The sequence below is a fragment of the Pseudomonas sp. UBA5666 genome (assembly GCF_002420785.1).
GTDB lineage: Bacteria > Pseudomonadota > Gammaproteobacteria > Pseudomonadales > Pseudomonadaceae > Aquipseudomonas > Aquipseudomonas fulva.
This window is the reverse complement of record NZ_DIIQ01000024.1, coordinates 18,538-43,291: the sequence shown is the minus strand read 5'-3', so window position 1 is coordinate 43,291 and position 24,754 is coordinate 18,538. Positions and strand designations below refer to the sequence as shown.

Here is a 24,754-nt window from a genome sequence, read left to right as displayed (position 1 = left end):
TGGCTGCGTACTTATAGTTGGAGCTGGCTTGTGCTCATTGTGACAGCTCATCCCAAATACTTAAGGAGTTTCTGGATGGACGATAAACACGGCGAATTACTCGACGGCCTTGATTGGTACTGGTCTCGAAAGGTAGAGGCTTACCGAGGCTTTGAGTCGCTGAACGCCTCAAATTTCGCCGCTAATGCTCGTCAATACTACGGTGAATATTTCCTCTATATCGTTAGCGCAATGGAGATCCTGATCGACTTCGACGACTCATTTAATGACTACATGGTGGCTGCACTTGATGGGTATGGCGGACACTCGGGAACAAATAACTTCCAGTACCTTCGACTCCTTCGCCACGCCATGATTCATAGAGGTGCGGACTTAACAAGCGCGGGTGTCGACGTGAATGGCACCACTTGCCCTCTAGCTCCACCGGTACTAACTGCGAGGGGAGGAAAGTCTTTCTCGCGATTTTCACCTTTCCTCACTGTCATTATATTTTTCTGCGAAGCCAAGATCGGTCCAGCTATTGAAAGCTTCATGACACGCAAGCATTTGTGGGATAGAGACCCAGCCAAATCTCTTGAAGTGGCACTTGACATGGTTAGGTCTATGGAGCACTGCTCAGAAAAAAATAAACGACACATTGAAATAATAATGAACGAGCAGGCAGCAAATGGCGGCTTGCCATTCAACACATTCCAGGAGTTGCGTGACTCGTTGAAATCTGGCGTTTCGACGGAAAATGATGTGCAAGGTCTGCTTAGCGAGGCGGAGGCATGGTGGGCGCATTACAGGAGCCACCTGTAATTGCCGCCATACCCGCTATCAATGCAGTAGGAGCCGAACCTAGACACCTATTACAGGAGTCAGTATCAACCTAGCAAAACGAGTACCCGAGCTAACGTGTCGAGACGAGGCCAGATGTTGACATCAGAACGGCCCGGCGGCGCCATCCGAGCGCCTGCCCTGTTAGCAAATGTTAGCGCCTGGCCGGGGCTGGTCAGCCTTCCAGCCTGTTAAAATTGTCAACGGTGAGCGCTACCGCTGGGAGTGTCGGTCACCACGGTCAGGCTGGTTACCAGGTGCTGTTACCACCCTTGGTTACCAGCCCTGCTCAAGCGGCCTGGCCGCCAGCTCAACGGGACAGACGATATGGCCCGAGTGAGACGTTTTGGTCTGTCTCGCGCCACAAAACGGTGAGGTCGCATTTCGTGGCGCGTGTAGTGCAAGACACAAGCTGGCTAAAACGCGGTAGGCGAGAGATCCATGCTCATGCTGGTATCGATCGAGATGCGGTATTTCTTGATGCCGCCAGCATCCAACACGAATGAACGCTCCTTCAGGCCACCACCGCATAGGGTAGTAGAGTTGACCCCGACGATTCGTTCGCCCGGCTCAAGGTAGAATCTGGCGCTTTCCCCCGAAGCTATTTCAGCTGACCGATTACCGTCAATGTAAAGGATGGTATTGCAGGCACTACCGGTGAAGCCTGAGTCGCGGGTCACGACAAGCGTTCCATAGGGGCTGGCAGGTACTTTCTGAAACGCCATCAAGCGGCTCGCTGGAACAGGATCTGCTTGGGAAGAAGGAACAGGGGATGTTGCACAGCCAGACAGCAAAGCCATTCCGGCAAAGGCGATATAGGCGATACGCATACGATCATCCATTGGTTGCGCACAGGGGCGCTGAAAGTAACACGCCCCAGTGACTACACAAATTCCCTTTACGCCTTGTCCTCCGCAACAATTGAGGCAGAGATGATCGCCCCGCCCCAGCGACGCTCTCCAATGCAAATAGGGACAGGGTTGCCGCTGGCAGTGGTATTTCGCGCTGAGCCGAATGCATAGCTCGGAAGATTTTCAGGGGCTCCACTTTGAGAGAGACCCTTGGCCTGGGAGCTAAGCATTTGCATTACTCCTCCAACACCTACGGCCACACCTGCTTGAACCAGGTATGGCTGCTGGGCAACCACACCAACAACAATCAGGACAGCTGCCAACACAGTTTGCAGAACACCGCCGCGTTTACTGCCGGCGATGACAGGGACGATGCGCACCTCCCTGGCTCCTCCCCGATCGAACTCATTCGCTCCAACGTTCTTCCGATTCCTGAAGATGGCGAATTTCATGCCCAGCGCTTCAAGTCGCTTAATCTCTTGTTCAAAGCCTTCCAGCGTTGCCTTCAGGGCCCGAAAGACCTCCCAGGTGTTTTGGCTGTCCAGCAGGTAGTCCTTCTTGCGGAAGAACTTCCGAATCAGCGGGCCTGACAGGTACACAGTGGTCATCTCTGGGGTACTACGAACGATAGCGGCCATCGTTATTTTTCCTCTGCGCCAGTTGCGCTTGATTTGGGAACAGCGGCGCCGATCAACTCGGCAAGGATCATGCGAGCGGCCATCGCATCCTCTCGGATGGCCTTTTCTCGTCGTGGATCTGGGTTCCAGGCCGCGCAGTGGAAGGCCACCTCGGCACGGGCGCACTTGCGCTCTGATGTTGCTTGCCAAAGCTCCTCTGCGATCTTCGCCTCTTCCTCAGTGAAGTACGGGCCATCGAAGTCTTTACGCCCGCCCTTCACAATGTCGGACACGTTCCAGACCTTGTAACCGGCCACCATTGTTGGGTGCTCTTCGAAGTCCGTGCTCTTGCAGGCCTCCGCAAAGCGCTCACGGTGTGTTGGCTGTGAGGTGCTGCTGTTGCTTGGTTCTGTCATGGGTACCTCTGGCGCCGCTGGCGCTTGTTGTGGGCAGATGCCCGGTGGTGTGGTTGATCGGGCCGGTCACCCGATCAGGTTGCAAAGAATCGCCTCTGACTCCGCCATGTCGTCTCGCTGGCTGGCGATCAAGTAGCGGAATACCGCCAGCGCCTCGGCCTTATCGCGTGGCCTGATTTGCGCCAGCAGGCCGAACACGAACCAGTCACGCGCCGTCGCTTCGGGCGGCCCATCGCTGGCGTCTCGGTCTACGGCGTTGCGCAGCCGGTACAGGTGATCCCAGTAGCCCAGCTCGTACAGGCAGTCCGCCAAGGTGTGAGGCAGCAGCTCAGGGTGGGCGTTGAACCGGGCAGCCACTTCGCTCTTGTCGAAGTCACCGAGTTGGCCGGTAGCCTCCAGCCCGCGCAGCGCATCGATGCAGAACGTTTCCGCCTCGGTGTCAGCCAGCAGGGCATCACCGAAGCGAGCGTTACCCTCCAGCCTCAGCCGGTGCCGCTCGATAGCCCGAGTGGCCAGCGCCTCCAGGTCAGCGAAGCCGAACGACGACATGGCGGCGAATGGGTTGCCGGGGTTGGTGGCTATCAGGTGAGCCGTGTAGCGCTTCTCCAGCACATCGAGCGACGTTTTGATCTTCTTGACGCCCTCCATGGCCCGGTCAATCAGAACGGCCTGACCGGTGTTGATGATCGAGCGCAGCCACAGCACCGCATCCACCTCCTTGTCGCCTGTGACCACCTCCTGCGGCGGCAGCTCGGGCACGCTCGGGAGGGTCTCGGTGCTGGCGCTGATCGGCGGCAGTGTGAACATGGCGCGATGCTGCTCGTTGTCGCGGAACGCCCCGGAGCGTGAAACCAGGGTCTTCACCGTTCCCAGCGGCAGGCCGGTGATCTCGGCCACCTCACGCAGCGAGTGACGGCGGCGCAGGTCCAGCACCTGCCGGCGCTGATCGTCTGAAACCCGCTGTTTCGTCTTGGCGGCTGAATCCGCCTGTTTCATTGCTGGCGCGGTCATGGTTCATACCACCCTCAGTTTCGGTGGCAGCTTCGGCCCGAACGGCGCCCCAGGTGCGAATGGGTCAGGCAACACGCCATCGGGGCAGTCCCTGATGAAGTCCGCCATAGCCGCGTGACAGGCGTTGAACAGCGGCGCGTCATTCCACTCCTGCGCCCGGCGCTCTGCGCTGTCCTCCAGCGCATTGGTGAACACCAGGCCTTCCAGGCTGGTGACGCCCTCCTGCCTAGCCCGCTCGCGCTCCACCGTATTCACGCTCAGCAGGTCGCACAGGCGGACGAACCCCAGGGCTTTGGCCAGCCCGTCATGGTCGAACAGCAGCGATTGGCCGAACCCGGCCAGCGCCACCAGCGCCTTGGCGCGCTCAACCGTTCGGTGCGTCTGTGCCTGTTCCTCCAGATCGGCAATGGCCTGTCGGGTGAACGGCAGAAACGCTTTCAGCTTGCCCGCCTGGCGGCGCATGGCACGTCGCTCAGCGTGGATCGCATCAAGGTTGCGGCTGATGTTGCGGCAGATGCGCCGGGTGGTGATGAGTTGCGTGCTGGCGCTGATACCTGGCTTCAAGGCGATATCGCACAGGCGCATGGTCGGTGTGAGCGTCATGGGTGGGCCTCCATGGGCGTGTTGTCGTAGGTGGCGCGCAACTCGGCACCGATCAGGCAATGGCGGCCAGCAGGCGCATAGCAGCCCCGGCAGGTCATCACATGGCTGATGTACCGGTCGCGGGCCTGGCGCCATTCAGGCGTGGCATTGGCGGCGTTGGCGTATGGGCTGGGTGGCAATTGGGCAGGCTCGACCAGCACCAGGCGCGGACGATCCGGGGTGCGTTTCGCCATGGGTGGTTTGCCAGCACCAGCAACGTTCGGCGGCGTGTGATTGAGCAGGTCGGAAAGGAGGCTCATGGCGACACCTCACACGGATTCCCGTAACGCCCAAATGTGTCTGTGAAAAAAAATCGGGGGAACGGGGGAACGCGGGGAACACCCAGTGTTTCCGGGGCCTCCAGCGGGGGTACGTGTTCCCCACCCGAAAAACGGGGGAACAGTGATAACCAAACAGAAGGGTCAGAAATGGCGCTTATATTCAAAAACATGTTTGTGTTCCCCCTGTTCCCCAACACTTCAATAAGGGGGAACGGCTACAGGCCGCGTATTTGCTGGCTGTTCCCCCGTTCCCCCTGTTCCCCACGTTTTTAGGTTCCTGTGAATTCGGGCAATGGCGTTGGGTGGTGATGACGGTCATAGGCCACCGCCTTCGCTATCCATGGCGTCGGGGTCGATCACATACAGCCGGGCAGACCCACCAGCAGGCAGGCGGTACTTCTTGGTCCTGCGGCTGTCCCGGTCGGTATCGTGCTTGGCGAGAGCACCAGCGCCTTCCAGCGCTTTCACAACCCGCGCCAGCCCGTGACCATGGGCGGCCTCGGTCAGTGCGGACTTGTTGAACAGGTACAGTCGCTTGACGCCGACCACCTCCCAGTACCCGGCGCGGTTGAACACCTTGGTGTCCGGCGTCTGGTCTTCTACGTCCGAAAAACGGCTGCTGCCGTGCTTGTCGATGAAGTCGAGGATGCCGGCCAGGATCTGGCGGTCCTCGGCATTGCCACCACCCACCCGGCTCAGCCACTCGCCATACAGCAACTGGCAGTCGGCCAGAGCGGTACCCGGTGTCCAGGGCAGCAGGCCATAGGCAATGGCCATCTCCCCCGCCAGCGCGATCACCGCGAAGCGATCCGCCACCCGCCCGGCCTGGGCGTTGTCTTCGACGAACTGGGCGCGGATGCCGGCGAAGTCCTCGAGCAGGCCGGGGCGGTCATCGCTGGCCAGCAGCTTCTCCACGAAAGCCGGCCCGATGTGTCCGTGGTTCGCTCCTACGGCCACCGTGAGCTGGCGGTGGAAGTCGGCGCCCTCCAGGCCATGCAATTCATCGAAGGCGCGGTGTGTGCGGGTACCGGCATTCACGTCGACCATACGCAGCTCGGCGCCAGCATGGGCGGCATTGCCGCTGATGGCCGCGTGCTCGGACAGAGAGCGCTCACCGCTGGAAAGCGCCAGCAGGCGCCAGCTCAGTTTTCCGCGGGCCTCCCGATCACGGGTCATGGTGCCCTTGCCCTGGCCGTTGGCGAGCGAATAGGCCATTTCCTGTACGCGCTTGGGGTCGGCCCTCTTGATCTCGTCCAGGGGCAGCATGGTGTCGTTACGGCTGGACGCCTCGATCTCCAGGCCGCCCTTGGTCATGTCCCAGGACGCAGCGAAGATGCCTGGGTCGCCCCATACGGACGAGCCGATCAGTTGCGCCAGCGACTTGCCGCTGGAGCTGTCGCCCACCAGGTGAACACCGCCACCCAGCACGCCCACCAGGCTCAGCAGCGGGCCAGCGAGGGCGCAGCCGATGGCCAAGGTCAGTACCGGGTTACCCTCGCACTTGGCCGCAACCTCGACCTTCCAGCCCTCCAGGCTACCGCGCACGCTGAACAGGTTCTGTCCCTTGGCGCTGGCCTGGTAGCGCACCTTGTCGCTGCCAATGGTGCGCCCAGGCAGCACAAAGGCGCCCGACTCATGCCAGCCGGGGCGGCAGGTGGTGGCAAACACTTCTGCAGGGCGCTGGTCCAGCAGGTACTCCATGAACTGGCCGCGCTTCTTCAAGGCGATGATGACGCCCATGCCGAACAGCGTCCGCCTGGCGTCCTCGCCGCTCCCACCGAACACCTCCATGGGAATGATCCACTCCTTGGGACCGCTGTAGGTGAGCAGGCGCAGAAACCGGCCTTCGCTACCATCGTCGCTGTTGGTGGTGCGGGCAGCGACGGTCACCGGCGTGGCGATCCACTCGTCAGTGATCGGGCGGTCGGCCTTGTCGTCGTCGCTGTCATCATCGCCGGCGCTGCGCTTGAAGCCGTGCCAGTACACGCCGGGCTTGAGCCTGCGGCCCTTTTCATTGGTTACCCAGTGCTCGTACACGCCCCAGCACGGGCGATCAGGCTCGACCCTGGGCGCTTCGGGGCGCAGGTTGATGACATTGGTATCAGGCGGGCGCATGGCGGCACCTCCAGGCGGCGAGGTCGTTGAAGTCGGTAAGGGTCAGCGGCGCGTCGGCAGGCCACTCGGGGAAGGTCACCAGGCCACCGCATGCGGCTGCGGCATCATGGGCGGCGGTGCGCCCCGGATTGCCCTTGCCTTCGGCCTCGGTCTGGCGGTCGTCGTCGCCGGCGATGATGATTTCGGTGTCGGGGTGGTCGGCCCGTAGCGCCAGCGCCACCGGTTTCAGGTTCCCGGCGTTCATCGCACAAGCGACCGTGTAGCCGCTTTCGTGAAGCGTGGCACCCGTGGCCCATCCCTCACAGATACACAGTGGCTTGCCCGGCGTGATGCGCCCCAGTGGCGAATAGGCGCCTTTGATCCGCCCGCCATACAGGAAGCGCTTGTCGCCGTCCGGGGCGATCCGTTGCAGGTTCACCAGCACACCACCGGCATACAGGGGGACCAGCAGGTCGTCACCACGCTGGCGCAAACCATGGGCTCGAATGTCCTTGGCGACCAGGTAGGGGTGGGCCGGATCAGCACGACGGGCATCACGCCACCAGCGCTGCGCCAGGCCGGCCGCTCTGAGCTGGCGCCGCTGCCGTTCGGCCTCCCGCTGTCGCCGGGCCTGCTCGATGCGCTGGCGCACATGCTCGGCTTCGCGGGCGTCCACCGGTTCACGGCTACACCAGGTGTTGGTGCCGCCCGTCTTCCAGCTCCCGAACGCGCCCGAGGCAATGCCATCAGCAAACAGGCAGTACCAGCCATTGAGCGTGCCAGGCTTGTCGCCGGGAACGTGGAAGCGGTGGATATCGCCATCGTCCAGGGGCATCCAGTCGAGCGGCCCGTAGGCCGACTGGAGCACGTCACGAAAAAGGATCGTCGCGTCGGTCATGCGGCCCCCCGCGGTGGCGTGAAGCGCTTGGCCAGCTGCTCCAGTTGATTGGTCAGGCGCTCCAACTCAGGGCAGTGACGACCAGCGTCACCCTCGGCAATGCGCAGTTCCAAGAAGCCCACCAGGGTTTCCACCAGCAGGGCATAGCTGGCGGTGTCGATGTAGGCGTCAGCAGTCGGCGGACCACCGGCACCCTTGCGGCGAATCGGCGTAACCTTACTCATGGCTCACCCCCTCGGCGCCAGCGAAGGCCCGGCAGACCTGGCCGTTGTTCACAGCGTGCCAGTAGGTCAGTTCGTCCAGCGACTCGACGAGGCAGGCCGTCACCATCGCCTCAGCACTACGCAAAACTACGCGCCCGCACTCGGCATCGGCCTGGCTCAAGAACGGCCCCAGCAGCGCACGTTCGGCCTTCGGATGACTCACGTAAAACAGCTCGGTGGCTTTCTTCGGGCAAGCCGATCCCGTCAGCGCAGCGAGGCGCTGTTGAAAACTGGTCATTTTTAACCCCTCAATCTGGAGTCGCGGCGATGGACGCGGCGGCGGTTTCGGGTGTGTTCAATCAGCGCCGGGGAGACGTGCGGCCCGACGAATGCGGCCAGTTCCTCGGTTTTCAGCATCGAGGCAGGCACATAGGCGTACTGGCCACTTGGCAGCGCCTTGGGCGCCCTGCGGGTGCGAGGCATATGCTGGTTGAGCAACTCCAGGTCGGTAGCCATTTCCTCCTGCAAGCGCTTGCCTGTCTCGCTCAGCGGCAGTGGCTCGCCGGGCCTTACCTGCTCCCAGGCATAGCGATCTGCAAGCATCTCGTTCACGCGGTACATCACCTTGTGGCACCGATCGCGGGCTGCCAAATCAGGCATCAGGGCGATATCCCAGTACGCGAAATTGTCGACGTGGTGGCCGATCTCATGACTGACGATGAACGGGTAAATTTCGCTGTCATCCAGCGCCGACCAGTCCAGCTCAGGGCGGTGGGTACCACGGAAAGCACCAGCATTCACACTGGTGGCCAGCTTGATAGCAATACGTTCATCACACAGGCGGCTGTCACTCGACACGTCATGAATGATCGGCTGCGCCCAGCAGCTGTACTCGCCCCAAATGCCGCCCAGGTTGGTGAAGGTGTCCAACGTCAAGCCAACCCCATTCGACTTGGCCAACTCTGCGAACTGGCGATACTGGCGGCGGGTAATGCGCAGGGTCGTGTCGGTCTTCACAGATCACCCCCTTGCTCAGCAATCACGCCGTCCAGCAGCTCGGCCCAGGCCATGGCGGTGTGCTGCGCCATCACTGCGGTGACGCGGGCGACGATGACTGGCGTGGTGGGTGCGGCGATCAGCGCCAGAGCCATGCTCAGTAGTACCAGCACGCCTTGTACGTCGCGCAGATCGTCTTGGATATCGCTCGGCAACTGGATAACGGAAGTCATACAAGACCTCCGTTAGCAGCAGGCTGGCCAACAACACCATGCGAGGCACCAAGGTGGCGGTGGCGCCAGCAATAATTGCCACTGAACGACTGGATCTGCTCGAGGTGATGGGCAATGTCGCAGGCCAGCTCGTTGTCATACCCGCCCATCGCCGGGATCACCAGCGTGAGCAGGATCTTCTCCAGCTTCTTGTGCTCTTCGCGGGCGAAATTCATGTAGCACATCTCGCGAGCATCCAGCACCGCCTCAGACAGAACCTCACCATCAAGAGCCGCTACTGCCGGGAAGTGATTCATTGGGCACCCCCGACTTGGGCTGCGTCCTTGAAATGCTCAACCAGCGCAGCGCCTGGGCGCGGCTGGCGCTGGCATTTCTCCAGCGCGGCGGAGACTTCTTCTGATACGCGCAAGGCATGATCCAGGCCCGCCAAGGAACCGCGGCAGCGCCCTTGGATGCTGATTGATGCGGACGGGAAATCAGCGCCCACGATGGCCGCGATATCCGTAGCAATGCCGCAGCCGATCACCGGAGGAATGCGGAACATCTCTTGGCCCGGCATGGTGACCACAACCTGAGATTGAATGAAGCCCTGTACAGCTTCGACGGCCTGTTGAACGCAAGTCACTGGGCACCGCCTTGCGCTTCCAGGGCGCGGGCTTTCGCCATGGCGGCGTTGTAGCGCTTGAGGCGCGTGGCAAGGCTGGAGTCAGCGCGAAGTGCGGCCAGGGCCAGGCGGCGGTGGGCGTATGCGCGAAGGCTGAAGTTCTTCATCACTGGGCACCACCCTTCAGCCAGAAGCTGCGGTAGACCTCATAGGCTGCATCATTGAGGCCAGGGACGAAGCGAGTTGCCAAGGTCTTCGCCACCTCACCTTCAAGGGTGGCAGTGATACGGGAAAGCTCAGAGGGGGTGGAGTAGCGCGTAAGCGTCTTCAGCAGCTTTGAGCAGTAGGCGCGCTGATGCTCGCGGGATATTTCGGACGGATTGAGGGCGTGCATGGGTCGAGCTCCTAACGTTGAGGAGCTGCCACGAACCGTCGCCAAACGATTTGGGGTGGCAGCTGTACGCAGGTTGGCGAACCGGGACGTTAGGAACCCGGCAGACCCGAAGGTCTCCCGCGCACAGCCGCCATAACACGGGACTGCGGGCACAAAAAAAGCGCCTGCAATCGTGATGGGGGCGCCTATGCGCCTAACGTGTGACGGGTCGCCAAACCCGGTCGCTGAATTGGCAGCGACGGGCGAACCATACCGAGCATCACGATTGCCTGCAACCAGAAATATCGACCGTTCATCGCGGTTCTTGAGCGCCAAACTAATCATGCCGCCACCCGCTGGCGCTGCTTCAACGGCGAGCACAGAATATCCAGCACGGCGCTAGCGCGGTGGCGCTCGCTGACAGGAAGGGTGTACCGGGTCACGGTGCAAGGCTCGCCCCAGTGATTAGGTACACGCTCGAGTTGGCGCTGGAACTTCAGGCCATAGCCATTGGCCAGGCTGCTGATGGTCGAGTGCAAGCAGTGGTCGCCCAGGCGTTCGGCCTCGAAGCGTTGCAAGCTGCCGTCATTCAACATGTACGCTAACACCCGGGCGATCTTGCTCGGCGGCTTGCTGGTGGTAACATTGCCTTGCGACGGGCTGGCCTGCTTACTTTGGGGCTGGCTCTTTTTCATTTATGCCACCTCGCGCAATGCGATGCGCTGGCGCACCCAGGCCTGAATCTCAGCCAGAACGAATCCAACGGGCGAGCCCCGCGACTTGCTGTTGCTCAGCGATACTGGCCTGGGGAAAGTCGGATCATCCTTGAGACGCTTGTATACGGTGGCGCGGGCCAGGCCGGTGATGACCTCGACCTCGGGAAAGCGGATGATCGTATTAGCTGGATCGAACTGGATTATAGGTGGGATTTGGGTAGGCTTGAGCGTGTTCATATCTGCTTCCCGTTGTGGTTAGGACGGGTGCAGATTAAGAAACGGGCCCGATCAGTACGATCCGAGTTTATGCAGCCAAAACTGTCCGGAAGCTTTTATCCCTCAAAACTTTCCGAATTCGCAGATGAGTTTTGCACTCCTGCCATCGCAGCAAGTGCCTGCAGGGCAGAGAGGTCGAGCAACAAATCCTTTGCAAGCGGCACGACAGTCTTCCGTAGGTTGGCTTCGCCAGCGTCATAGGTAGAGATAGCGGCTGACATGACCCGGTCAGGAATGTGGCTCCCCGTCTCAATGGACCATATCCAGAGGTCAATGTATGGGAGCAGTCCATACCTGGCCCAGCGCCGCCAGTTTGGTTTACTTCGACTGGGAGCGGAGGCCGGTTGCGCCCTTCTTGCCTCAGCAAGCCAAACAGCAAAAGCGGCCTTCAGAGTTGAATCGGTCGCTCCCAGATCGACGACCACCGCAGGCTGCTTCACATTCGATCCAGGTGTAAGCACCGAAATCTTTGTCTGCCACGAGCCGTCAAATAGCACGTGGTAGTCCACACCGCTCGAATTATTGCGACCCAGCCTGTGCATTTCCTCAAAAGCGGTGATCCGCAAGTCATATGCTCGGAGAGAGCTAACGGCGAGTCGCTTCACCTCTACATCATTAATCGACTCGGGGAGCTCAAGCGGCGACTCACGAAGGTCACCAACTGCTCCCGGGTACCAGTCTGGTAGAAGCGAATTTGGCTCTCGGCTATCTAAAGCCTCTATGAACAAGCTCTGCCGTTCCAGCAGTTGCCTGTACCACTCCACCGCATCAAAGCGAGCAGAAGCCTCGTACTTGACGAGACTGAACCAACTCGGCAGATCCTTCACACTTTCAATCTTGGCCATAGCCAGACCTCTCCATATACCAGCGCCGGCAGTCTATCCGAGGAGCAGCCAGTCTTCACGCTCGCTTACCGAAGATGCCTCGCACGGCATTCGCAACGTGTCCATCCCTATGCGCAAAGTCGTAGGGGGTGATGTGTGTCTCTTTATTGGCTTCGAGATAATCCGCCCACCACTGAACCATCAGCCGGCGTTCCTCGATGTACTCGGCCTTGTGGATGTAGGCGGCTCGCACGCTGTTGCGCTCTTGGTGGCTCATCTGTCGCTCTACCGCGTCCTTGCTCCACAGCCCTGACTCGACCAGAGCGGAACAGGCCATAGCCCTGAACCCATGCCCGCACACTTCGGTTTTTGTGTCGTAGCCCATGCGCCGAAGCGCCTTGTTCACCGTGTTCTCGCTCATCGGCTTCCAGTGGTTGCTGTCACCTGCAAACACCAGGTCGAAGCGCCCGGTCAGTTGGCGCACCTGCTCAAGCGTGGCCAGGGCTTGGCGACTCAGCGGCACTAGGTGGGGCGTGCTCATCTTGGAGCCGCGATGCGAGTTCTTCACGCCTTCGATCTGCTGGCGCTCGCCCGGGATCTCCCACATGGAGCGGCCGGTGTCGATCTCTGGCCAGCGTGCAAACCGCAGCTCGCTGGACCGGATGAAAACCAGCAGGGTGAGCTGTGTTGCCAACATGGTCAGCGGTCGACCGGTGTCGCTGTCGATTCTTTGCAGCAGCTCGGGCAGCCGATCCAGCGCCAGCGCAGGCCTGTGAACGGTCTTACGGGTGGCGGTTGCGCCCTGTAGATCCACTGCTGGGTTGGTGTCGATGTGCCCATGCTGTACGGCCATACGCATGATTCCGGTCATGTACTGCCGTAGCCGGCCAGCGGTATCCAGAACTTCGCGCTTCTCCACCGCCTTGAGCGGCGCCAGCAGGTCGCGGGTCTTGAGGCCAGCCACCGGGCGCTGGCCCAGGGCGGGGAGCAGATAAGTTTCGATCCGCCGCCACACAGTCGCGGCATGGCCTAGTGACCATTTTTTAGAACAGGCGTCGTGCCAGTCCTTGGCCAGCACACCGAAGGTGTTGGCCCTCGCGTTCGCCGCTTCGACCTTCCCCTGCCTAGCACTCTCGATCGGGTCTTTGCCATGCGCCAACAACTCCAGCGCTTCGGCCCGGCGCTCACGGGCAGCTTTGAGCTTCAGCGCCGGATAGTTGCCGAAGGTGGCCAGCCCCTCCCTGCCATCAGGCCGCTTGAACTTCATGCGCCAGATCTTGCTGCCGTTCCTCTTGACCAGCAGGAACAGGCCCTGGCCGTCAAACAGGGTGTAGTCCTTGTCCCGCGGCTTGGCGGCCTCACATTTGGGGTCTGAGAGGGGCGTAACGGTGCGTGCCATAGGTATACGTTTTCTCGTCGAACCGGCGTATACCCTAACGTATACCTAAAATCGGTATATGCCTAGAGACAGAACGAGACAGGTAGAAACAAGAAAGCCCGCGCTTGGCGGGCTTTTCAGGGGTTCCGTGTACAAGGAGAGACGTAACGGAACAGCTGGATGGTGCCGGAGACAGGAATCGAACCTGCGACCTTCGCGTTACGAGTGCGCTGCTCTACCGACTGAGCTACACCGGCGTGTAGCGCAACGTACCACTGCTGCACCCGTTACGCAAACCCCTGTTTCCGCTCATTTATTCCGCCACCCTCACGGCGCGGCGCAGCCTTTGGGTGCGAGGTCGGTTTCGATGTCGGTGGTGCAGGCCCAACCGGTCGCTGAGCGGGTCAGGGTCAGGGCCTTGCCCAACACGGTCGCGGGGGCGTCGACCAGGGTGCAGACGATACGGCCGCTGGCATCTGTGGCCTTGCCGGTGGCGGTGATCGCGCAGTGGGCGGTGCTGGGCTGGCCGCCGAGGCTGGCGACGTCGGTGACGTCGCGGCCTTCGTTCAGGCGCAGGTCCATCGCGGTTTTCAGGGCGCTGATTTCCAGCAAGCCGGCGGCGGCCTTGGAGCGGGCTTGGTGGTTGGTGTACATCGGTAAGGCGATGGTCGCCAGAATGCCGATGATCGCGACGACGATCATCAGTTCGATCAGGGTGATGCCGCGTTGCCCTTTCATGAACAATTTCCTTTTCGATACGCAGACTCAGTGAGGTCAGGCTTGCCTCGACCGGCAGCGGCGCAGTAGGCCTGAACAGACACCTTTTGTCACCCCTGCCCGCTTGGGCTTTGCCCTCGCTGCACTACTCTAGTGACCATCGGAAAGGCGCGCCTTTCCAGGGACGGGGCAAGCTGTTTCCAGGCTTGTCGCAGGGACGAATAGGACATGTGAATGACGTCATCTACGCATCTCTACACCTGGCAGGGGACGGACGCCAGCGGCGCCCACGTCAGCGGCAAGACCACGGGGCGCAGCCCGGCCTATGTACAGGCTGCGCTGATTCGCCAGGGCATCACGGTGGCGCGGGTACGGCCAGCGGGTGGGCTGGCACTGAGCTGGCCGCGTTGGCAGGCCAGGCCGGACACTGCGGGCTTCAGTCGGCAGCTGGCGACCTTGCTGCGAGCGGGGGTGCCTTTGTTGCAGGCGTTCGAGGTGATGAGCCGTAGCGGCTGCCCCGAAGGGCAGGCGGCGGTGCTGCTGGCGCTGAAAAAAGACTTGGGCGCAGGGTTGGGGCTGGCGGATGCCTTGCAGCGCCATCCTCACTGGTTCGATGGGTTGTACTGCAATCTGGTGCGGGTAGGTGAGCAGTCGGGGACGCTGGATCGGCAGCTCGAACAGTTGGCGTGCATGTTGGAGCAGCGGCGTACGCTTGAGAAGAAAGTCCGAAAGGCGATGGCCTATCCCATTCTGCTGTTCCTTACAGGGTTGGGAGTTTCGACCATCCTGTTGCTGGAAGTGATTCCGCAGTTCGAGTCGATGTTCGCTGGCATGGGTACGGCATTGCCCGCCCTCACCCAGTGGGTGATAGACCTGTCTGCGGGGTTCGGGCAGGTGGCGCCCTGGATGGCGCTTGTGGGGGTGCTGCTGGGCGTCGGTGGGCGCCAGCGGTATCGCCAGCATGCACCAACACGCCTATGGTGCGCACAGCAACTGCTGAGAATGCCGGTGTTCGGGGCGCTATTGGGGCAGGCCGCGCTGGCACGGTTCGCCCGCAGCCTGGCGACCAGTTATGCGGCTGGGGTACCGTTGCTGGACGCGCTGGGCACAGTGGCCAGCGCGTGCGGTAGTGAGCTTCACGAGCAGGCGGTGATGCGGTTGCGGCAGGCAATGGAAAACGGTCGGGTGCTCAATCAGGCGATGGCCGAGGAACGCGTGTTTCCTCCCTTGCTGGTGCAAATGGCGGCGATCGGCGAGGCCAGCGGCACGTTGGACCAGATGCTGGACAAGGCTGCGAGCCACTATGAGGACCAGGTCAGCCAGGCTTTGGACCAGCTGGCCAGTCTGCTGGAGCCGGCCATCGTGCTGGTGCTGGGGGTGCTGGTCGGTGGACTGGTGGTGGCGATGTATCTGCCGATTTTCCAACTGGGTAGCCTGATCTGATATGACGGTATGGACACTGCAGGGCATGGAACCTGCGCACTTCATCGCCTGGGCCGCGCTGCTCGGTCTGCTGGCAGGCAGCTTCATCAATGTCGTGGCGTATCGTTTGCCGATCATGCTCAAGCGGCAATGGCGACGCACTGCGCAAGAGGTGCTGAAGTTACCTTTGAGTACGTCTGCGCGGTTCGATCTATGGTTGCCCGGCTCGCATTGCCCTCTGTGCAAGCACGTCATCCGTGCGTGGCAGAACATTCCTGTGCTCAGTTACCTGGCACTCAATGGCCGTTGCCGGGGGTGCAAGGGCCAAATCAGCATGCGCTATCCGTTGGTCGAGGTGGCCTGTACTGTGTTGTCGGTGGCGATTGCCTGGCGCTTCGGCCCGTCGGAGCAAGCGCTCTACGCGCTGCTGCTGACCTGGTGCCTGCTGACGCTGAGCCTGATCGATGCGGATCATCAGCTTTTGCCCGACGTACTGGTGCTGCCGGCAGTGTGGCTGGGGCTGATCGTCAATGCTGGCGATGGGTTCGCGCCACTTGGCGATGCGCTATGGGGTGCCGTGCTGGGTTATCTGAGCCTGTGGGCCGTCTACTGGACATTCAAGCTGCTGACCGGCAAGGAAGGCCTTGGGTACGGTGACTTCAAGTTGATGGCGCTCATCGGTGCCTGGGGTGGCTGGCAGGCATTGCCGCTAACCCTTTTGCTGTCTTCGGTAGCAGGCGCATTCATAGGGCTGTGCCTGATCGCGTTGCGTCGGCATGCCATGGGGGCGGCAATGCCCTTTGGGCCTTATCTGGCCATTGCAGGGTGGATTGCCGTGCTCTGGGATGATGAAATATCCCCCTCCTACATGCAACTGCTTGGATCCCAATGACCACAGCGGCCACAACACCCTGGATTCTGGGCCTTACCGGCGGCATCGGCAGCGGCAAGAGCGCCGCAGCCGAGCGCTTTGTCGAGCTTGGCGTGCACCTGGTCGATGCCGACCAGGCGGCGCGCTGGGTGGTCGAGCCCGGACGCCCGGCTCTGGCGAGCATCGTCGAGCACTTCGGCCCCGCCGTGCTGCAGGCCGATGGGCAGCTTGACCGTGCCGCGCTGCGCCAGTTGATCTTCACCGACCCGGCGCAGCGCAAATGGCTGGAGCAATTGCTGCATCCGCTGATCGGCCAGGAGATTTTCAGTTACCTGGCCAAAGGGCAATCGCCCTATGCGGTGTATGTCTCGCCCCTGCTGATCGAGTCGGGGCAGTATCGAAAAACTCAGCGCGTACTGGTCATCGACGTACCGCAAACACTGCAGGTAGCACGCACCCTTGCCCGCGACCACACCAGCGCCGAACAGGTGCAGGCCATTCTTCAGGCCCAGCTGCCGCGTGAAGAACGCCTGCACCATGCCGATGACGTGGTGGTCAATGACGGCGACCTGGGCCACTTGCATGCGCAGATCGACCGATTGCACAACTTTTACCTGACTTTACGAGGAGGCCAGCCATGAGCCAGCCATTGACCGTCGATTGCCCGACCTGCGGCGCACCTGTGGAATGGAACGATAAGAATACCTTCCGGCCGTTCTGCTCCGACCGTTGCAAACTGATCGACCTGGGCGCCTGGGCGTCCGAGGAGCACAAGATTCCCGGGGCCGAGGACTCGGAAGACGAATTGTATTCGGGGGATCTAGAGCCTCGTCACTGATTCTTTGGAGAAACACACCCCGTAGACGCTGTGCAGGGGGCATGGCTTTCAGTCACCCCCTTCTTTCCAGGGAGCCTGCAGGTATCGAGTGCGGTTGAACGTCTCCAGCCATTCAGGGCAAAAGACCACCAGTGCGCTGATCACGGTTCCGTTGATGAACGCTTCGGGAAACATCATCAGCCACAGGTAGCCCACAAAATCACTTAGCCACTCTGGCATGGCGAACAGGCCATCGAGCCAGAGCAGCCCCAGCGCGGCGGTGAGGCACACGGCCACCGTCAGTGCCGCCGGGAAAAACCCTGAGCAAAAGATGTACACGAAAAGATTTCGCGGCTGCGCTCGTTCCACCGCGATGGCACAGGCTTCGGTGACCAGGACCGGCAGGCCGACCAGCAGCAGACCGTTGACCCCTAACCCAGCCAACTCCTGACGCCCGAGCAGTAGCAGGCCCAGCTGCGCCATGAAGCCACCCAGTACCGCCAGCGGCCAGTCCAGCAGCAGGGTGACGGCGGTCATGCCGATGAAGTGGTAGGACACGCCCGTGTCGAAATCGCGCCGAACCAACCACAGCGCGAACAACCCAACCACAGTGCCGAACAGCAAGTGCTGGCGCCGCCGGTCCGTGACCAGCTCGACCCAGCGGGCTTGACTGGCGGCCCACGCGAGCAGTGGCACGTAGCCTAGCCAGCCAACGGTCAGCGTTGTTGCCGACAGCACCTGCGCGCTGATCATGTAGGAATAACCTCAATCAATGCATGGATAAATGCGAGTCTACACGGATTGCCATCAGCGTGCTTTTGGCCCAAAGGGCAGGTAATTCATTGATTCAAGGCGCGATCAACTCCTGATCGTCATCAAATTACAGCTAAGCTTGCTTCATGGATGACTCCGATTACCTGCGCCTGCTTACCATCCAGGCCGAACAAGCCAACGCCTTCTTGTCCAATGCCCGCAAATGGGAGCGCGAGCGTTGGGTCTGCCAGCGCCTGCTCCAAGGCCTGAATATCGCCTATCGCAACGACGACTTCACGCCCGCCGGCCAGGAGCCGCCTGACGTACTGTTCCGCGATGCGGCCTTCGAGGTGTTCTTCGTGCTGGACGAGGGTCGCCGACTTAACGATGAATGGCGAGAAGAGCTGCAACGCAGGCGCAGCGCCTTTTCACTAGCGCAACTGGTGCGACGCGAAGCACGCCCTCGCCGCATCAGTGCGACCGAGTTGCTGGGCAGGCTGGCGCCCACCCTGCGCAAGAAAGCGCACAACTACCGTGAACGCGGGTTAGACCTGAACGAGCTGGACATCATTGCCTTCGCCAGTCTCAAACGCGAGGTGCTGGACCTCAACACCCACTTCCCGCCGCCCACCGAGTACTTGCGCCAGGGCTGGCGCTCACTGTCGCTGGTCGGGCCAACCTTTGCCCGGGTGTTGTTCGCCCACCCAGATGCGCCGGATTTCCTACGCGGTAACCTGGGGCGCAGCATCGTCTTCGATGTGGGGATCAGTCTTTGATCCTATGCAGTGATCGCTTGCGATGACGTACACTCGGCGGCGCCGATAGAAAGGATTATCATTTGTCACAGCCGCGTGCGCGTGCGCTGTAGCGTTTGCCGATGCGCGAACGTCTATGCCTAGAGGCCCAGCATGACCCATCGCCTGAACCCTGCGTGTCAGCCAGTGTCGATGATGACCTGCAAGCCCTTGGGACGCTGTGTCGAGTACCTCGCTACCCCCGTCGTCTTGGGTCAGGCACCTGTTGAGTGGACCGGAGCTATGAGCTGCCTTGCGCTCGCCCTCCCCTCATGCCCCGTGCGACCGGCCCGTTGGGCCAAGAATTTCGTAAACCTTATGAGATATTCCCATGACTCATCGCATCGTGATTGTCGGCGGCGGCGCCGGCGGCCTGGAACTGGCGACCCGCCTGGGCAAGACCCTGGGCAAGCGCAAGCAAGCTGACATCACCCTGGTGGACACCAACCTCACCCATATCTGGAAACCGCTGCTGCACGAAGTGGCCGCCGGCTCGTTGAACTCCTCCGAAGACGAACTGAACTACGTAGCGCAAGCCAAGTGGAACCACTTCAACTTCCAACTGGGGCGCATGAGTGGCCTGGAGCGTGAGAGCAAGCGGATCCAGCTGGCTGCCACGCTGGATGAAGATGGTCGCGAGTTGCTGCCCGCGCGCACCCTTGCCTACGACACCCTGGTCATCGCCGTCGGGTCCAACACCAACGACTTTGGCACCTTGGGTGCGGCGCAGCATTGCCTGTTCCTGGACACGCGCAAACAGGCAGAGCGCTTTCATCAGCAACTGCTTAACCATTACCTGCGCGCCCATGCAGGCGATGTGGCCAGCGAAAAGATCAGCGTGGCCATCGTCGGTGCGGGTGCCACGGGCGTGGAGCTGGCTGCCGAGCTGCACCACGCGGCGCATGAGCTGGCGGCCTACGGCCTGGATCGCATCCAACCCAAGGACATGCACATCACCCTGATCGAAGCGGGCCCACGCGTGCTGCCGGCACTGCCGGAGCGCATCAGCGTGCCCGTGCATCAGACCCTTGAGAAGCTTGGGGTGAAAGTAATGACCAACGCGGCTGTCAGCGAAGTGACGGCTGAAGGTCTCAAGACCAAGGACGGCGAAGTGATCCAGGCCAGCCTGAAGGTCTGGGCAGCGGGCATCCGGGCGCCGGGCTTCTTGAAGGAGATCGATGGCCTGGAGACCAACCGCATCAACCAACTGGTCGTACGTCCTACCCTGCAAACCACCCGTGATGACGATATTTTCGCCTTCGGTGACTGCGCCGCCTGCCCGCAGCCAGACAGCGATCGCAACGTGCCGCCCCGGGCGCAGGCAGCTCACCAGCAGGCTTCAATGCTGGCACAGAGCATCAAGGCACGCCTGGAGAACAAGCCGCTGCCGACCTACCAGTACAAGGATTATGGCTCGCTGGTGTCGCTCTCGCGATTCTCGGCAGTGGGTAACCTGATGGGTAACTTGATGGGCAGTGTGAAGCTCGAAGGCTGGCTGGCAAGGATGTTCTACGTGTCGCTGTATCGCATGCACCAGATGGCGTTGTACGGATTCTTCCGCACGGCCCTGATGATGCTGGGCAGCAAGATTGGCCGCGGCACCGAACCAAGGCTGAAGTTGCACTGACCTGGCTGCTGACCGGTGCGTTCGCAGGCGCCCGGCTAGCTTCGCGTTCGTACGATTTCCTCGGCTGCCAGACGGCCGAGGTGGGGCGCAAGCACGATCCCAGGGTGTGCCACCAAGGTATACAACCCCTCGACACCAGGAAGGTAACCCATCACAGGCTTGCCTTCCGGGGTCATCGGTCGGTGCCCGATACTGACCGCGCGCAGCGAAAGCGCCGTGGCGCCGATGAACATCTGCCGGATGGCCTTGGTCGTAAGCTCGACCAAGGCTGGCAACCCTGCCTCACCCTCGGCGGGCGCTTCTTCGGCGCAGGCCACGCCCCCTTCCAATGCCGGGCGTAACTCCAAACCATTACCGCAGACCAGGTGCCGCACTACACCGGCAGGCGCCGCGAAGCGCATCAGTACGGCAGGCCGGGTAAGCAAGGGCAAGGGCAGACCGACACCCGCTGCAAGGCCGATAGCGGCACCGGCATTGGCCAGCACCACGGTATCGGCGGCGTAGGTTTGCGCTGTGCACCTGGCGGCCGTCACGCGTCCGTTGTGCGTGTCTATGCCATCGACCCGCCGGCCGTAGAGAATCTCTGCCCCGGCCTGCTCAGCGCCGCTCAACAGCATCTTCGCCAAGGCAACGGGCTCCACGGCAAAATCGTCCGGCGCCCACGCCGCCAGGGCCGGTGGCGTGATCATGCAAGGCTCAAGGGCGCTTATCTGCTGGGCATTCAGTGGTTGAAGGTTTACGCCGGCAGAACGTTGCTGATTGATGAGGGCGGACGTTTGTGCATCGTTTTCCAACCACACCATGGCGCCACGGGCGGCAATCGGCAAAGGCCCGAGGTCAAGCGCCAGCCGTTTGAAATCGGCAATAGCCTGCAACGTGGAGGAAAATGCCGCCGGGTTGTCCGATGCACTGGCGCTGGCGGTGCCTACCCAGCCATAGGACCAACGGGTAACGCCACTGGCGGCGCGGGACCCTTGCTCCAGAACAGTGACCCGGGCACCGAGCCTTGCAAGGTGCCACGCAATGGAAGCACCCATGATGCCTCCACCCACGACCACGACACTTGATGTGTTGGCTCCCATGCCAATAGGTCCCCAGACTGCCAAAGACACAGGGCAGAATAGCGGATTTGCGGGAAAATACAGGGCTTTGGAAAAACCGAGACAAAAGAAAAAGGGCATCTCATTCGAGATGCCCTTCTTACATGGTGGGTCGTGTAGGATTCGAACCTACGACCAATTGGTTAAAAGCCAACTGCTCTACCAACTGAGCTAACGACCCGGAAAATGGTCGGGGTGAGGGGATTCGAACTCCTGACATCCTGCTCCCAAAGCAGGCGCGCTACCGGACTGCGCTACACCCCGAGATTGGCTCCGCGACCTGGACTCGAACCAGGGACCCAATGATTAACAGTCATTTGCTCTACCGACTGAGCTATCGCGGAACTGAACTTCGGTACAACCTTGCATCTTCGAAGCTTGTGTTAACTTCGGTCTCTTTGGCTATCCGCTTTCGCGTTATCGCTGCTGAGGCCGGCTATTCTACATTCTTCGTTTTGCTTGTCAACAACTTTTTTTCATTCAACTTACTGATTTCTAAGTTGTTTTGCGGTCACCGGTGTTGCTGGTGATTCGCTTAGTGCCTGACAACGCGGCGTATATTAGGGCCACTCGATTGATCATGCAAGCATAAATTTCAAAAATTTCAGCGAGTTATCTTGGATGGGTACAAAGGCCCGGATTTACGGGGGTTAGCTGGTCTCCTTGAAGACAGCATAGAGGTTGTTGGGGCCGCGTTGCGTCCCATCACGGCCGGTCCGGCGCCCCGGCAAGGGCGCGCCTACATTGACCGCGCGGGGCCTGCCTGGCCCATTGGCCGCGAGACGGCCCCAACAATCCTATGCGACCAACATCACGCAAACACGATCTCGTCGCCTTCCACGGTGGCAGTGATCGCCGTACCTGGCACGAACTTGCCCGACAGGATCAACTGCGCCAGCGGGTTTTCGATCCATCGCTGAATCGCACGCTTGAGCGGCCGCGCGCCATACACCGGGTCGTAACCGACTGCGATCAGCTTGTCCAGGGCCTGCGGGCTCAAGCTCAGCGAAAGCTCACGCTCCATCAGGCGGCTGCGCAGCCGTCCCAGCTGGATCTCGGTAATGCCGGCGATCTGCTCGCGGCCCAGCGGTTCGAACACCACCACTTCGTCGATCCGGTTGATGAACTCGGGACGGAAGTGCGCACCTACCGCATCCATTACAGCGGCACGTTGCGCCTCGCGGTCGCCCACCAACTCCTGAATCTGCGCCGAGCCCAGGTTGGACGTCATCACGATGACCGTATTGCGGAAGTCCACGGTGCGGCCATGGCTGTCGGTCAGGCGTCCGTCTTCCAGCACCTGCAACAGCACATTGAAGACGTCGGGGTGAGCCTTCTCCACCTCATCGAGCAGCACCACCGAATACGGCTTGCGGCGCACGGCCTCGGTCAGGTAACCGCCCTCCTCGTACCCCACATAGCCTGGCGGTGCACCGATCAGCCGCGCCACGGAGTGTTTCTCCATGAACTCGGACATGTCGATACGCACCATGGCTTCCTCGGTGTCGAACAGGAATTCGGCCAGCGCCTTGCACAGCTCCGTCTTGCCCACGCCGGTCGGGCCGAGGAACATGAACGAGCCGCTGGGCCGGTTGGGGTCGGACAGACCTGCCCGGGACCGGCGCACCGCGTTGGCCACGGCAGTAACGGCCTCGCTCTGGCCAATGACGCGCTGGTGCAGCAGCGCTTCCATTTTCAGCAGCTTCTCGCGCTCGCCCTCCAGCATCTTGGACACTGGGATGCCCGTCCACTTGGAAACCACTTCGGCAATTTCTTCCTCGGTGACCTTGTTGCGCAGCAACTGGTTATCGGTCTTGCCGTGCTGGTCGACCATCTGCAGGCTGCGTTCCAGGTCCGGGATAACCCCGTACTGCAGCTCAGCCATGCGGCTCAGGTCGCCTTTGCGGCGGGCGGCCTCGAGCTCCTGGCGCGCTTGTTCGATCTTCTGCTGAATCTGGGCCGAACCCTGGACTTCAGCTTTTTCCGACGCCCAAATCTCTTCGAGGTCGGAATATTCACGCTCCAGGCGCTCGATTTCCTCGGTCAGTTTCTCCAGGCGCTTCTTGGCAGCCTCATCCTCTTCTTTCTTGAGTGCCTGGGACTCGACCTTCAGCTGAATCAGACGGCGGTCAAGACGGTCGAGCACCTCTGGCTTGGAGTCGATTTCCATCCGAATACGGCTGGCTGCCTCGTCGATCAGGTCGATGGCCTTGTCGGGCAACTGACGATCGGTGATGTAGCGGTGGCTGAGCTTGGCCGCCGCGATGATAGCGCCGTCGGTGATGGCCACCTTGTGGTGGACTTCATAACGTTCTTTCAAGCCACGCAGAATGGCGATGGTGTCCTCTTCGCTAGGCTCCTCCACCAGTACCTTCTGGAAGCGACGTTCCAGGGCCGCATCCTTCTCGATGAACTGGCGGTATTCGTTCAAGGTGGTGGCGCCTACGCAGTGCAGTTCACCACGGGCCAGGGCAGGCTTGAGCATGTTGCCTGCGTCCATGGCACCCTCGCCTTTACCGGCGCCGACCATGGTGTGCAATTCGTCGATGAACAGGATCACCTGCCCTTCTTGCTTCGACAGTTCGTTGAGCAGGCCTTTGAGGCGCTCCTCGAATTCACCCCGGTACTTGGCGCCGGCAATAAGGGCCCCCATGTCCAGGGCGAGCAGGCGCTTGCCTTTCAAGCCATCTGGCACTTCGCCGTTGATGATGCGCTGGGCGAGGCCCTCGGCAATGGCGGTCTTGCCCACGCCGGGCTCACCGATCAGCACGGGGTTGTTCTTGGTACGGCGTTGCAGCACCTGGACGGTGCGGCGGATTTCGTCGTCACGGCCGATCACAGGGTCAAGCTTGCCTTCCTCGGCACGCTTGGTCAGGTCGACGGTGTACTTGTCCAGCGCCTGGCGTGATTCCTCGGCGTTGGCATCGTTTACGGCCGCGCCACCGCGCAGGTTATTGATGGCGTTTTCAAGGGCTTTCTTGCTCACGCCCTGGCTGAGCAGCAACTTGCCCAGCTTGCTGTTCTCATCCATGGCCGCCAGCACTACCAACTCGCTGGAAATGAACTGGTCACCCTTTTGCTGGGCCAGGCGGTCTGCCTGGTTGAGCAGGCGCGCCAGATCCTGCGACATGTTCACGTCGCCCGTTGGGTTCTGGATTTTCGGCAGTTGGTCGAGCTCCTTGACCATGGCCTGACGCAGGCTATTGATGTCGAAGCCGACCTGCATCAGCAGTGGCTTGATGGAGCCACCCTGCTGTTCGAGCAGGGCCTGCAGCAAGTGGACAGGCTCGATGGCAGGGTGGTCCATGCCAACGGCCAGGGATTGCGCATCGGATATTGCAAGCTGGAGCTTGCTGGTCAAACGGTCTATTCGCATGATGTACCTTCCTGTAAAGGGCAGGTCGGAGCGATGGACAGCGCC

At 61.2% G+C, this 24,754-nt stretch carries 31 protein-coding genes and 4 tRNA genes; 7 read left to right on the top strand and 28 right to left on the bottom strand.

The genetic code is table 11. The annotated features are described in order from the left end of the window. The first annotated feature begins 75 nt into the window (after nucleotides 1-75). On the top strand, nucleotides 76-801 hold the full coding sequence (locus tag B2Y33_RS12205; protein ID WP_181074041.1) for a hypothetical protein: 726 nt from the start codon (nucleotides 76-78) through the stop codon (nucleotides 799-801). A 434-nt stretch (nucleotides 802-1,235) separates the two neighbouring features. On the opposite strand, the gene B2Y33_RS12200 is transcribed toward B2Y33_RS12205, so the two are convergent. The 22 genes from B2Y33_RS12200 to B2Y33_RS12095 form a co-directional block, all read right to left on the bottom strand. Continuing rightward, nucleotides 1,236-1,649 carry a hypothetical protein gene (locus tag B2Y33_RS12200; protein ID WP_193754387.1) on the bottom strand — a complete coding sequence of 138 codons (414 nt, stop codon included), beginning with the start codon at nucleotides 1,647-1,649 and terminating at the stop codon, nucleotides 1,236-1,238. A 68-nt stretch (nucleotides 1,650-1,717) separates the two neighbouring features. Next, nucleotides 1,718-2,308: a tail assembly protein gene (locus B2Y33_RS12195; RefSeq protein WP_058603133.1), complete on the bottom strand. Its 591-nt coding sequence runs from the start codon at nucleotides 2,306-2,308 to the stop codon at nucleotides 1,718-1,720. A gap of 2 nt (nucleotides 2,309-2,310) precedes the next feature. Further along, complete coding sequence (locus B2Y33_RS12190) at nucleotides 2,311-2,703, bottom strand: hypothetical protein (RefSeq protein ID WP_181074042.1); 393 nt, start codon at nucleotides 2,701-2,703, stop codon at nucleotides 2,311-2,313. Nucleotides 2,704-2,769: 66 nt separating this feature from the next. Next, the gene (locus B2Y33_RS12185) at nucleotides 2,770-3,714 is read right to left on the bottom strand and encodes a hypothetical protein (RefSeq protein WP_241015282.1); all 945 of its coding nucleotides are present in this window, start codon (nucleotides 3,712-3,714) and stop codon (nucleotides 2,770-2,772) included. Nucleotides 3,715-3,717: 3 nt separating this feature from the next. Beyond that, nucleotides 3,718-4,317, bottom strand: a complete 600-nt coding sequence (locus B2Y33_RS12180) for a hypothetical protein (protein WP_181074043.1) — start codon at nucleotides 4,315-4,317, stop codon at nucleotides 3,718-3,720. Beyond that, nucleotides 4,314-4,616: a hypothetical protein gene (locus B2Y33_RS12175; protein WP_058603137.1), complete on the bottom strand. Its 303-nt coding sequence runs from the start codon at nucleotides 4,614-4,616 to the stop codon at nucleotides 4,314-4,316. The genes B2Y33_RS12180 and B2Y33_RS12175 overlap by 4 nt, the downstream gene beginning before the upstream one ends. 336 nt (nucleotides 4,617-4,952) lie before the next feature. Beyond that, nucleotides 4,953-6,752, bottom strand: a complete 1,800-nt coding sequence (locus B2Y33_RS12170) for a DUF927 domain-containing protein (protein ID WP_181074044.1) — start codon at nucleotides 6,750-6,752, stop codon at nucleotides 4,953-4,955. Then, on the bottom strand, nucleotides 6,739-7,629 hold the full coding sequence (locus B2Y33_RS12165) for a toprim domain-containing protein (protein WP_181074045.1): 891 nt from the start codon (nucleotides 7,627-7,629) through the stop codon (nucleotides 6,739-6,741). The genes B2Y33_RS12170 and B2Y33_RS12165 overlap by 14 nt, the downstream gene beginning before the upstream one ends. Then, on the bottom strand, nucleotides 7,626-7,853 hold the full coding sequence (locus B2Y33_RS12160) for a hypothetical protein (protein ID WP_060709044.1): 228 nt from the start codon (nucleotides 7,851-7,853) through the stop codon (nucleotides 7,626-7,628). Before B2Y33_RS12160 ends, B2Y33_RS12165 begins: the two co-directional genes overlap by 4 nt. Next, a complete protein-coding gene (locus tag B2Y33_RS12155) occupies nucleotides 7,846-8,130 on the bottom strand; it encodes a hypothetical protein (protein WP_206405833.1) in 285 nt (94 codons plus the stop codon). The genes B2Y33_RS12160 and B2Y33_RS12155 overlap by 8 nt, the downstream gene beginning before the upstream one ends. A 2-nt stretch (nucleotides 8,131-8,132) precedes the next feature. Then, entirely contained in the window at nucleotides 8,133-8,849 is a 717-nt protein-coding gene (locus B2Y33_RS12150; RefSeq protein ID WP_058603142.1) for a hypothetical protein, read from the bottom strand. Further along, on the bottom strand, nucleotides 8,846-9,061 hold the full coding sequence (locus tag B2Y33_RS12145; protein WP_058603143.1) for a hypothetical protein: 216 nt from the start codon (nucleotides 9,059-9,061) through the stop codon (nucleotides 8,846-8,848). Before B2Y33_RS12145 ends, B2Y33_RS12150 begins: the two co-directional genes overlap by 4 nt. Further along, nucleotides 9,058-9,357 (bottom strand): hypothetical protein, encoded by a 300-nt coding sequence (locus B2Y33_RS12140; RefSeq protein ID WP_181074047.1) that lies wholly within the window; start codon nucleotides 9,355-9,357, stop codon nucleotides 9,058-9,060. The genes B2Y33_RS12145 and B2Y33_RS12140 overlap by 4 nt, the downstream gene beginning before the upstream one ends. Then, the gene (locus B2Y33_RS12135) at nucleotides 9,354-9,686 is read right to left on the bottom strand and encodes a hypothetical protein (protein ID WP_181074048.1); all 333 of its coding nucleotides are present in this window, start codon (nucleotides 9,684-9,686) and stop codon (nucleotides 9,354-9,356) included. The genes B2Y33_RS12140 and B2Y33_RS12135 overlap by 4 nt, the downstream gene beginning before the upstream one ends. After that, nucleotides 9,683-9,832: a hypothetical protein gene (locus tag B2Y33_RS12130; RefSeq protein ID WP_178102750.1), complete on the bottom strand. Its 150-nt coding sequence runs from the start codon at nucleotides 9,830-9,832 to the stop codon at nucleotides 9,683-9,685. Before B2Y33_RS12130 ends, B2Y33_RS12135 begins: the two co-directional genes overlap by 4 nt. Continuing rightward, nucleotides 9,832-10,059 (bottom strand): hypothetical protein, encoded by a 228-nt coding sequence (locus tag B2Y33_RS12125; RefSeq protein WP_058603146.1) that lies wholly within the window; start codon nucleotides 10,057-10,059, stop codon nucleotides 9,832-9,834. Before B2Y33_RS12125 ends, B2Y33_RS12130 begins: the two co-directional genes overlap by 1 nt. A 320-nt stretch (nucleotides 10,060-10,379) precedes the next feature. After that, on the bottom strand, nucleotides 10,380-10,733 hold the full coding sequence (locus B2Y33_RS12120) for a hypothetical protein (protein ID WP_181074049.1): 354 nt from the start codon (nucleotides 10,731-10,733) through the stop codon (nucleotides 10,380-10,382). Then, complete coding sequence (locus B2Y33_RS12115) at nucleotides 10,734-10,991, bottom strand: helix-turn-helix transcriptional regulator (RefSeq protein ID WP_181074050.1); 258 nt, start codon at nucleotides 10,989-10,991, stop codon at nucleotides 10,734-10,736. A 95-nt stretch (nucleotides 10,992-11,086) separates the two neighbouring features. Then, nucleotides 11,087-11,875: a DUF6387 family protein gene (locus tag B2Y33_RS12110; protein ID WP_181074051.1), complete on the bottom strand. Its 789-nt coding sequence runs from the start codon at nucleotides 11,873-11,875 to the stop codon at nucleotides 11,087-11,089. 55 nt (nucleotides 11,876-11,930) lie between these two features. Further along, nucleotides 11,931-13,253, bottom strand: a complete 1,323-nt coding sequence (locus B2Y33_RS12105) for a tyrosine-type recombinase/integrase (RefSeq protein WP_181074052.1) — start codon at nucleotides 13,251-13,253, stop codon at nucleotides 11,931-11,933. Between the two features lie 160 nt (nucleotides 13,254-13,413). Further along, nucleotides 13,414-13,489 (bottom strand) — tRNA-Thr (locus B2Y33_RS12100). 70 nt (nucleotides 13,490-13,559) lie between these two features. Then, on the bottom strand, nucleotides 13,560-13,970 hold the full coding sequence (locus tag B2Y33_RS12095; protein ID WP_027915709.1) for a pilin: 411 nt from the start codon (nucleotides 13,968-13,970) through the stop codon (nucleotides 13,560-13,562). A gap of 213 nt (nucleotides 13,971-14,183) precedes the next feature. Between B2Y33_RS12095 and B2Y33_RS12090 the strand changes: the two genes are divergently transcribed. From B2Y33_RS12090 to yacG, 4 genes are read left to right on the top strand one after another with little or no spacing between them, the layout of a single operon-like run. Then, entirely contained in the window at nucleotides 14,184-15,392 is a 1,209-nt protein-coding gene (locus B2Y33_RS12090) for a type II secretion system F family protein (RefSeq protein ID WP_196110195.1), read from the top strand. Nucleotide 15,393: 1 nt separating this feature from the next. Further along, nucleotides 15,394-16,263, top strand: a complete 870-nt coding sequence (locus B2Y33_RS12085; RefSeq protein ID WP_049695406.1) for a prepilin peptidase — start codon at nucleotides 15,394-15,396, stop codon at nucleotides 16,261-16,263. After that, nucleotides 16,260-16,883: a dephospho-CoA kinase gene (gene coaE, locus B2Y33_RS12080; protein WP_027915706.1), complete on the top strand. Its 624-nt coding sequence runs from the start codon at nucleotides 16,260-16,262 to the stop codon at nucleotides 16,881-16,883. Before B2Y33_RS12085 ends, coaE begins: the two co-directional genes overlap by 4 nt. Next, nucleotides 16,880-17,080, top strand: coding sequence for a DNA gyrase inhibitor YacG (yacG, locus tag B2Y33_RS12075; RefSeq protein ID WP_027915705.1), 201 nt, complete (start codon nucleotides 16,880-16,882; stop codon nucleotides 17,078-17,080). Before coaE ends, yacG begins: the two co-directional genes overlap by 4 nt. Before the next feature lie 48 nt (nucleotides 17,081-17,128). Here yacG and B2Y33_RS12070 read toward each other — a convergent pair whose 3' ends face one another. Then, nucleotides 17,129-17,812 (bottom strand): energy-coupling factor ABC transporter permease, encoded by a 684-nt coding sequence (locus tag B2Y33_RS12070; RefSeq protein WP_027915704.1) that lies wholly within the window; start codon nucleotides 17,810-17,812, stop codon nucleotides 17,129-17,131. A gap of 146 nt (nucleotides 17,813-17,958) precedes the next feature. Here B2Y33_RS12070 and B2Y33_RS12065 point away from each other — a divergent pair, with 146 nt between their 5' ends. Then, nucleotides 17,959-18,588 (top strand): DUF1780 domain-containing protein, encoded by a 630-nt coding sequence (locus tag B2Y33_RS12065; RefSeq protein WP_023533234.1) that lies wholly within the window; start codon nucleotides 17,959-17,961, stop codon nucleotides 18,586-18,588. A 349-nt stretch (nucleotides 18,589-18,937) separates the two neighbouring features. Next, on the top strand, nucleotides 18,938-20,233 hold the full coding sequence (locus B2Y33_RS12060; protein WP_027915703.1) for an NAD(P)/FAD-dependent oxidoreductase: 1,296 nt from the start codon (nucleotides 18,938-18,940) through the stop codon (nucleotides 20,231-20,233). Between the two features lie 35 nt (nucleotides 20,234-20,268). Here B2Y33_RS12060 and B2Y33_RS12055 read toward each other — a convergent pair whose 3' ends face one another. From B2Y33_RS12055 to clpB, 5 genes are all read right to left on the bottom strand, one after another. Then, the gene (locus B2Y33_RS12055; RefSeq protein ID WP_260507332.1) at nucleotides 20,269-21,315 is read right to left on the bottom strand and encodes an NAD(P)/FAD-dependent oxidoreductase; all 1,047 of its coding nucleotides are present in this window, start codon (nucleotides 21,313-21,315) and stop codon (nucleotides 20,269-20,271) included. A gap of 123 nt (nucleotides 21,316-21,438) precedes the next feature. Then, nucleotides 21,439-21,514: transfer RNA gene (locus B2Y33_RS12050), tRNA-Lys, on the bottom strand. A gap of 6 nt (nucleotides 21,515-21,520) precedes the next feature. Continuing rightward, a tRNA-Pro gene (locus B2Y33_RS12045) sits at nucleotides 21,521-21,597 on the bottom strand. Between the two features lie 4 nt (nucleotides 21,598-21,601). Continuing rightward, a tRNA-Asn gene (locus tag B2Y33_RS12040) sits at nucleotides 21,602-21,677 on the bottom strand. Between the two features lie 467 nt (nucleotides 21,678-22,144). Next, on the bottom strand, nucleotides 22,145-24,709 hold the full coding sequence (gene clpB / locus B2Y33_RS12035) for an ATP-dependent chaperone ClpB (protein WP_023533276.1): 2,565 nt from the start codon (nucleotides 24,707-24,709) through the stop codon (nucleotides 22,145-22,147). Nucleotides 24,710-24,754: the final 45 nt, after the last annotated feature.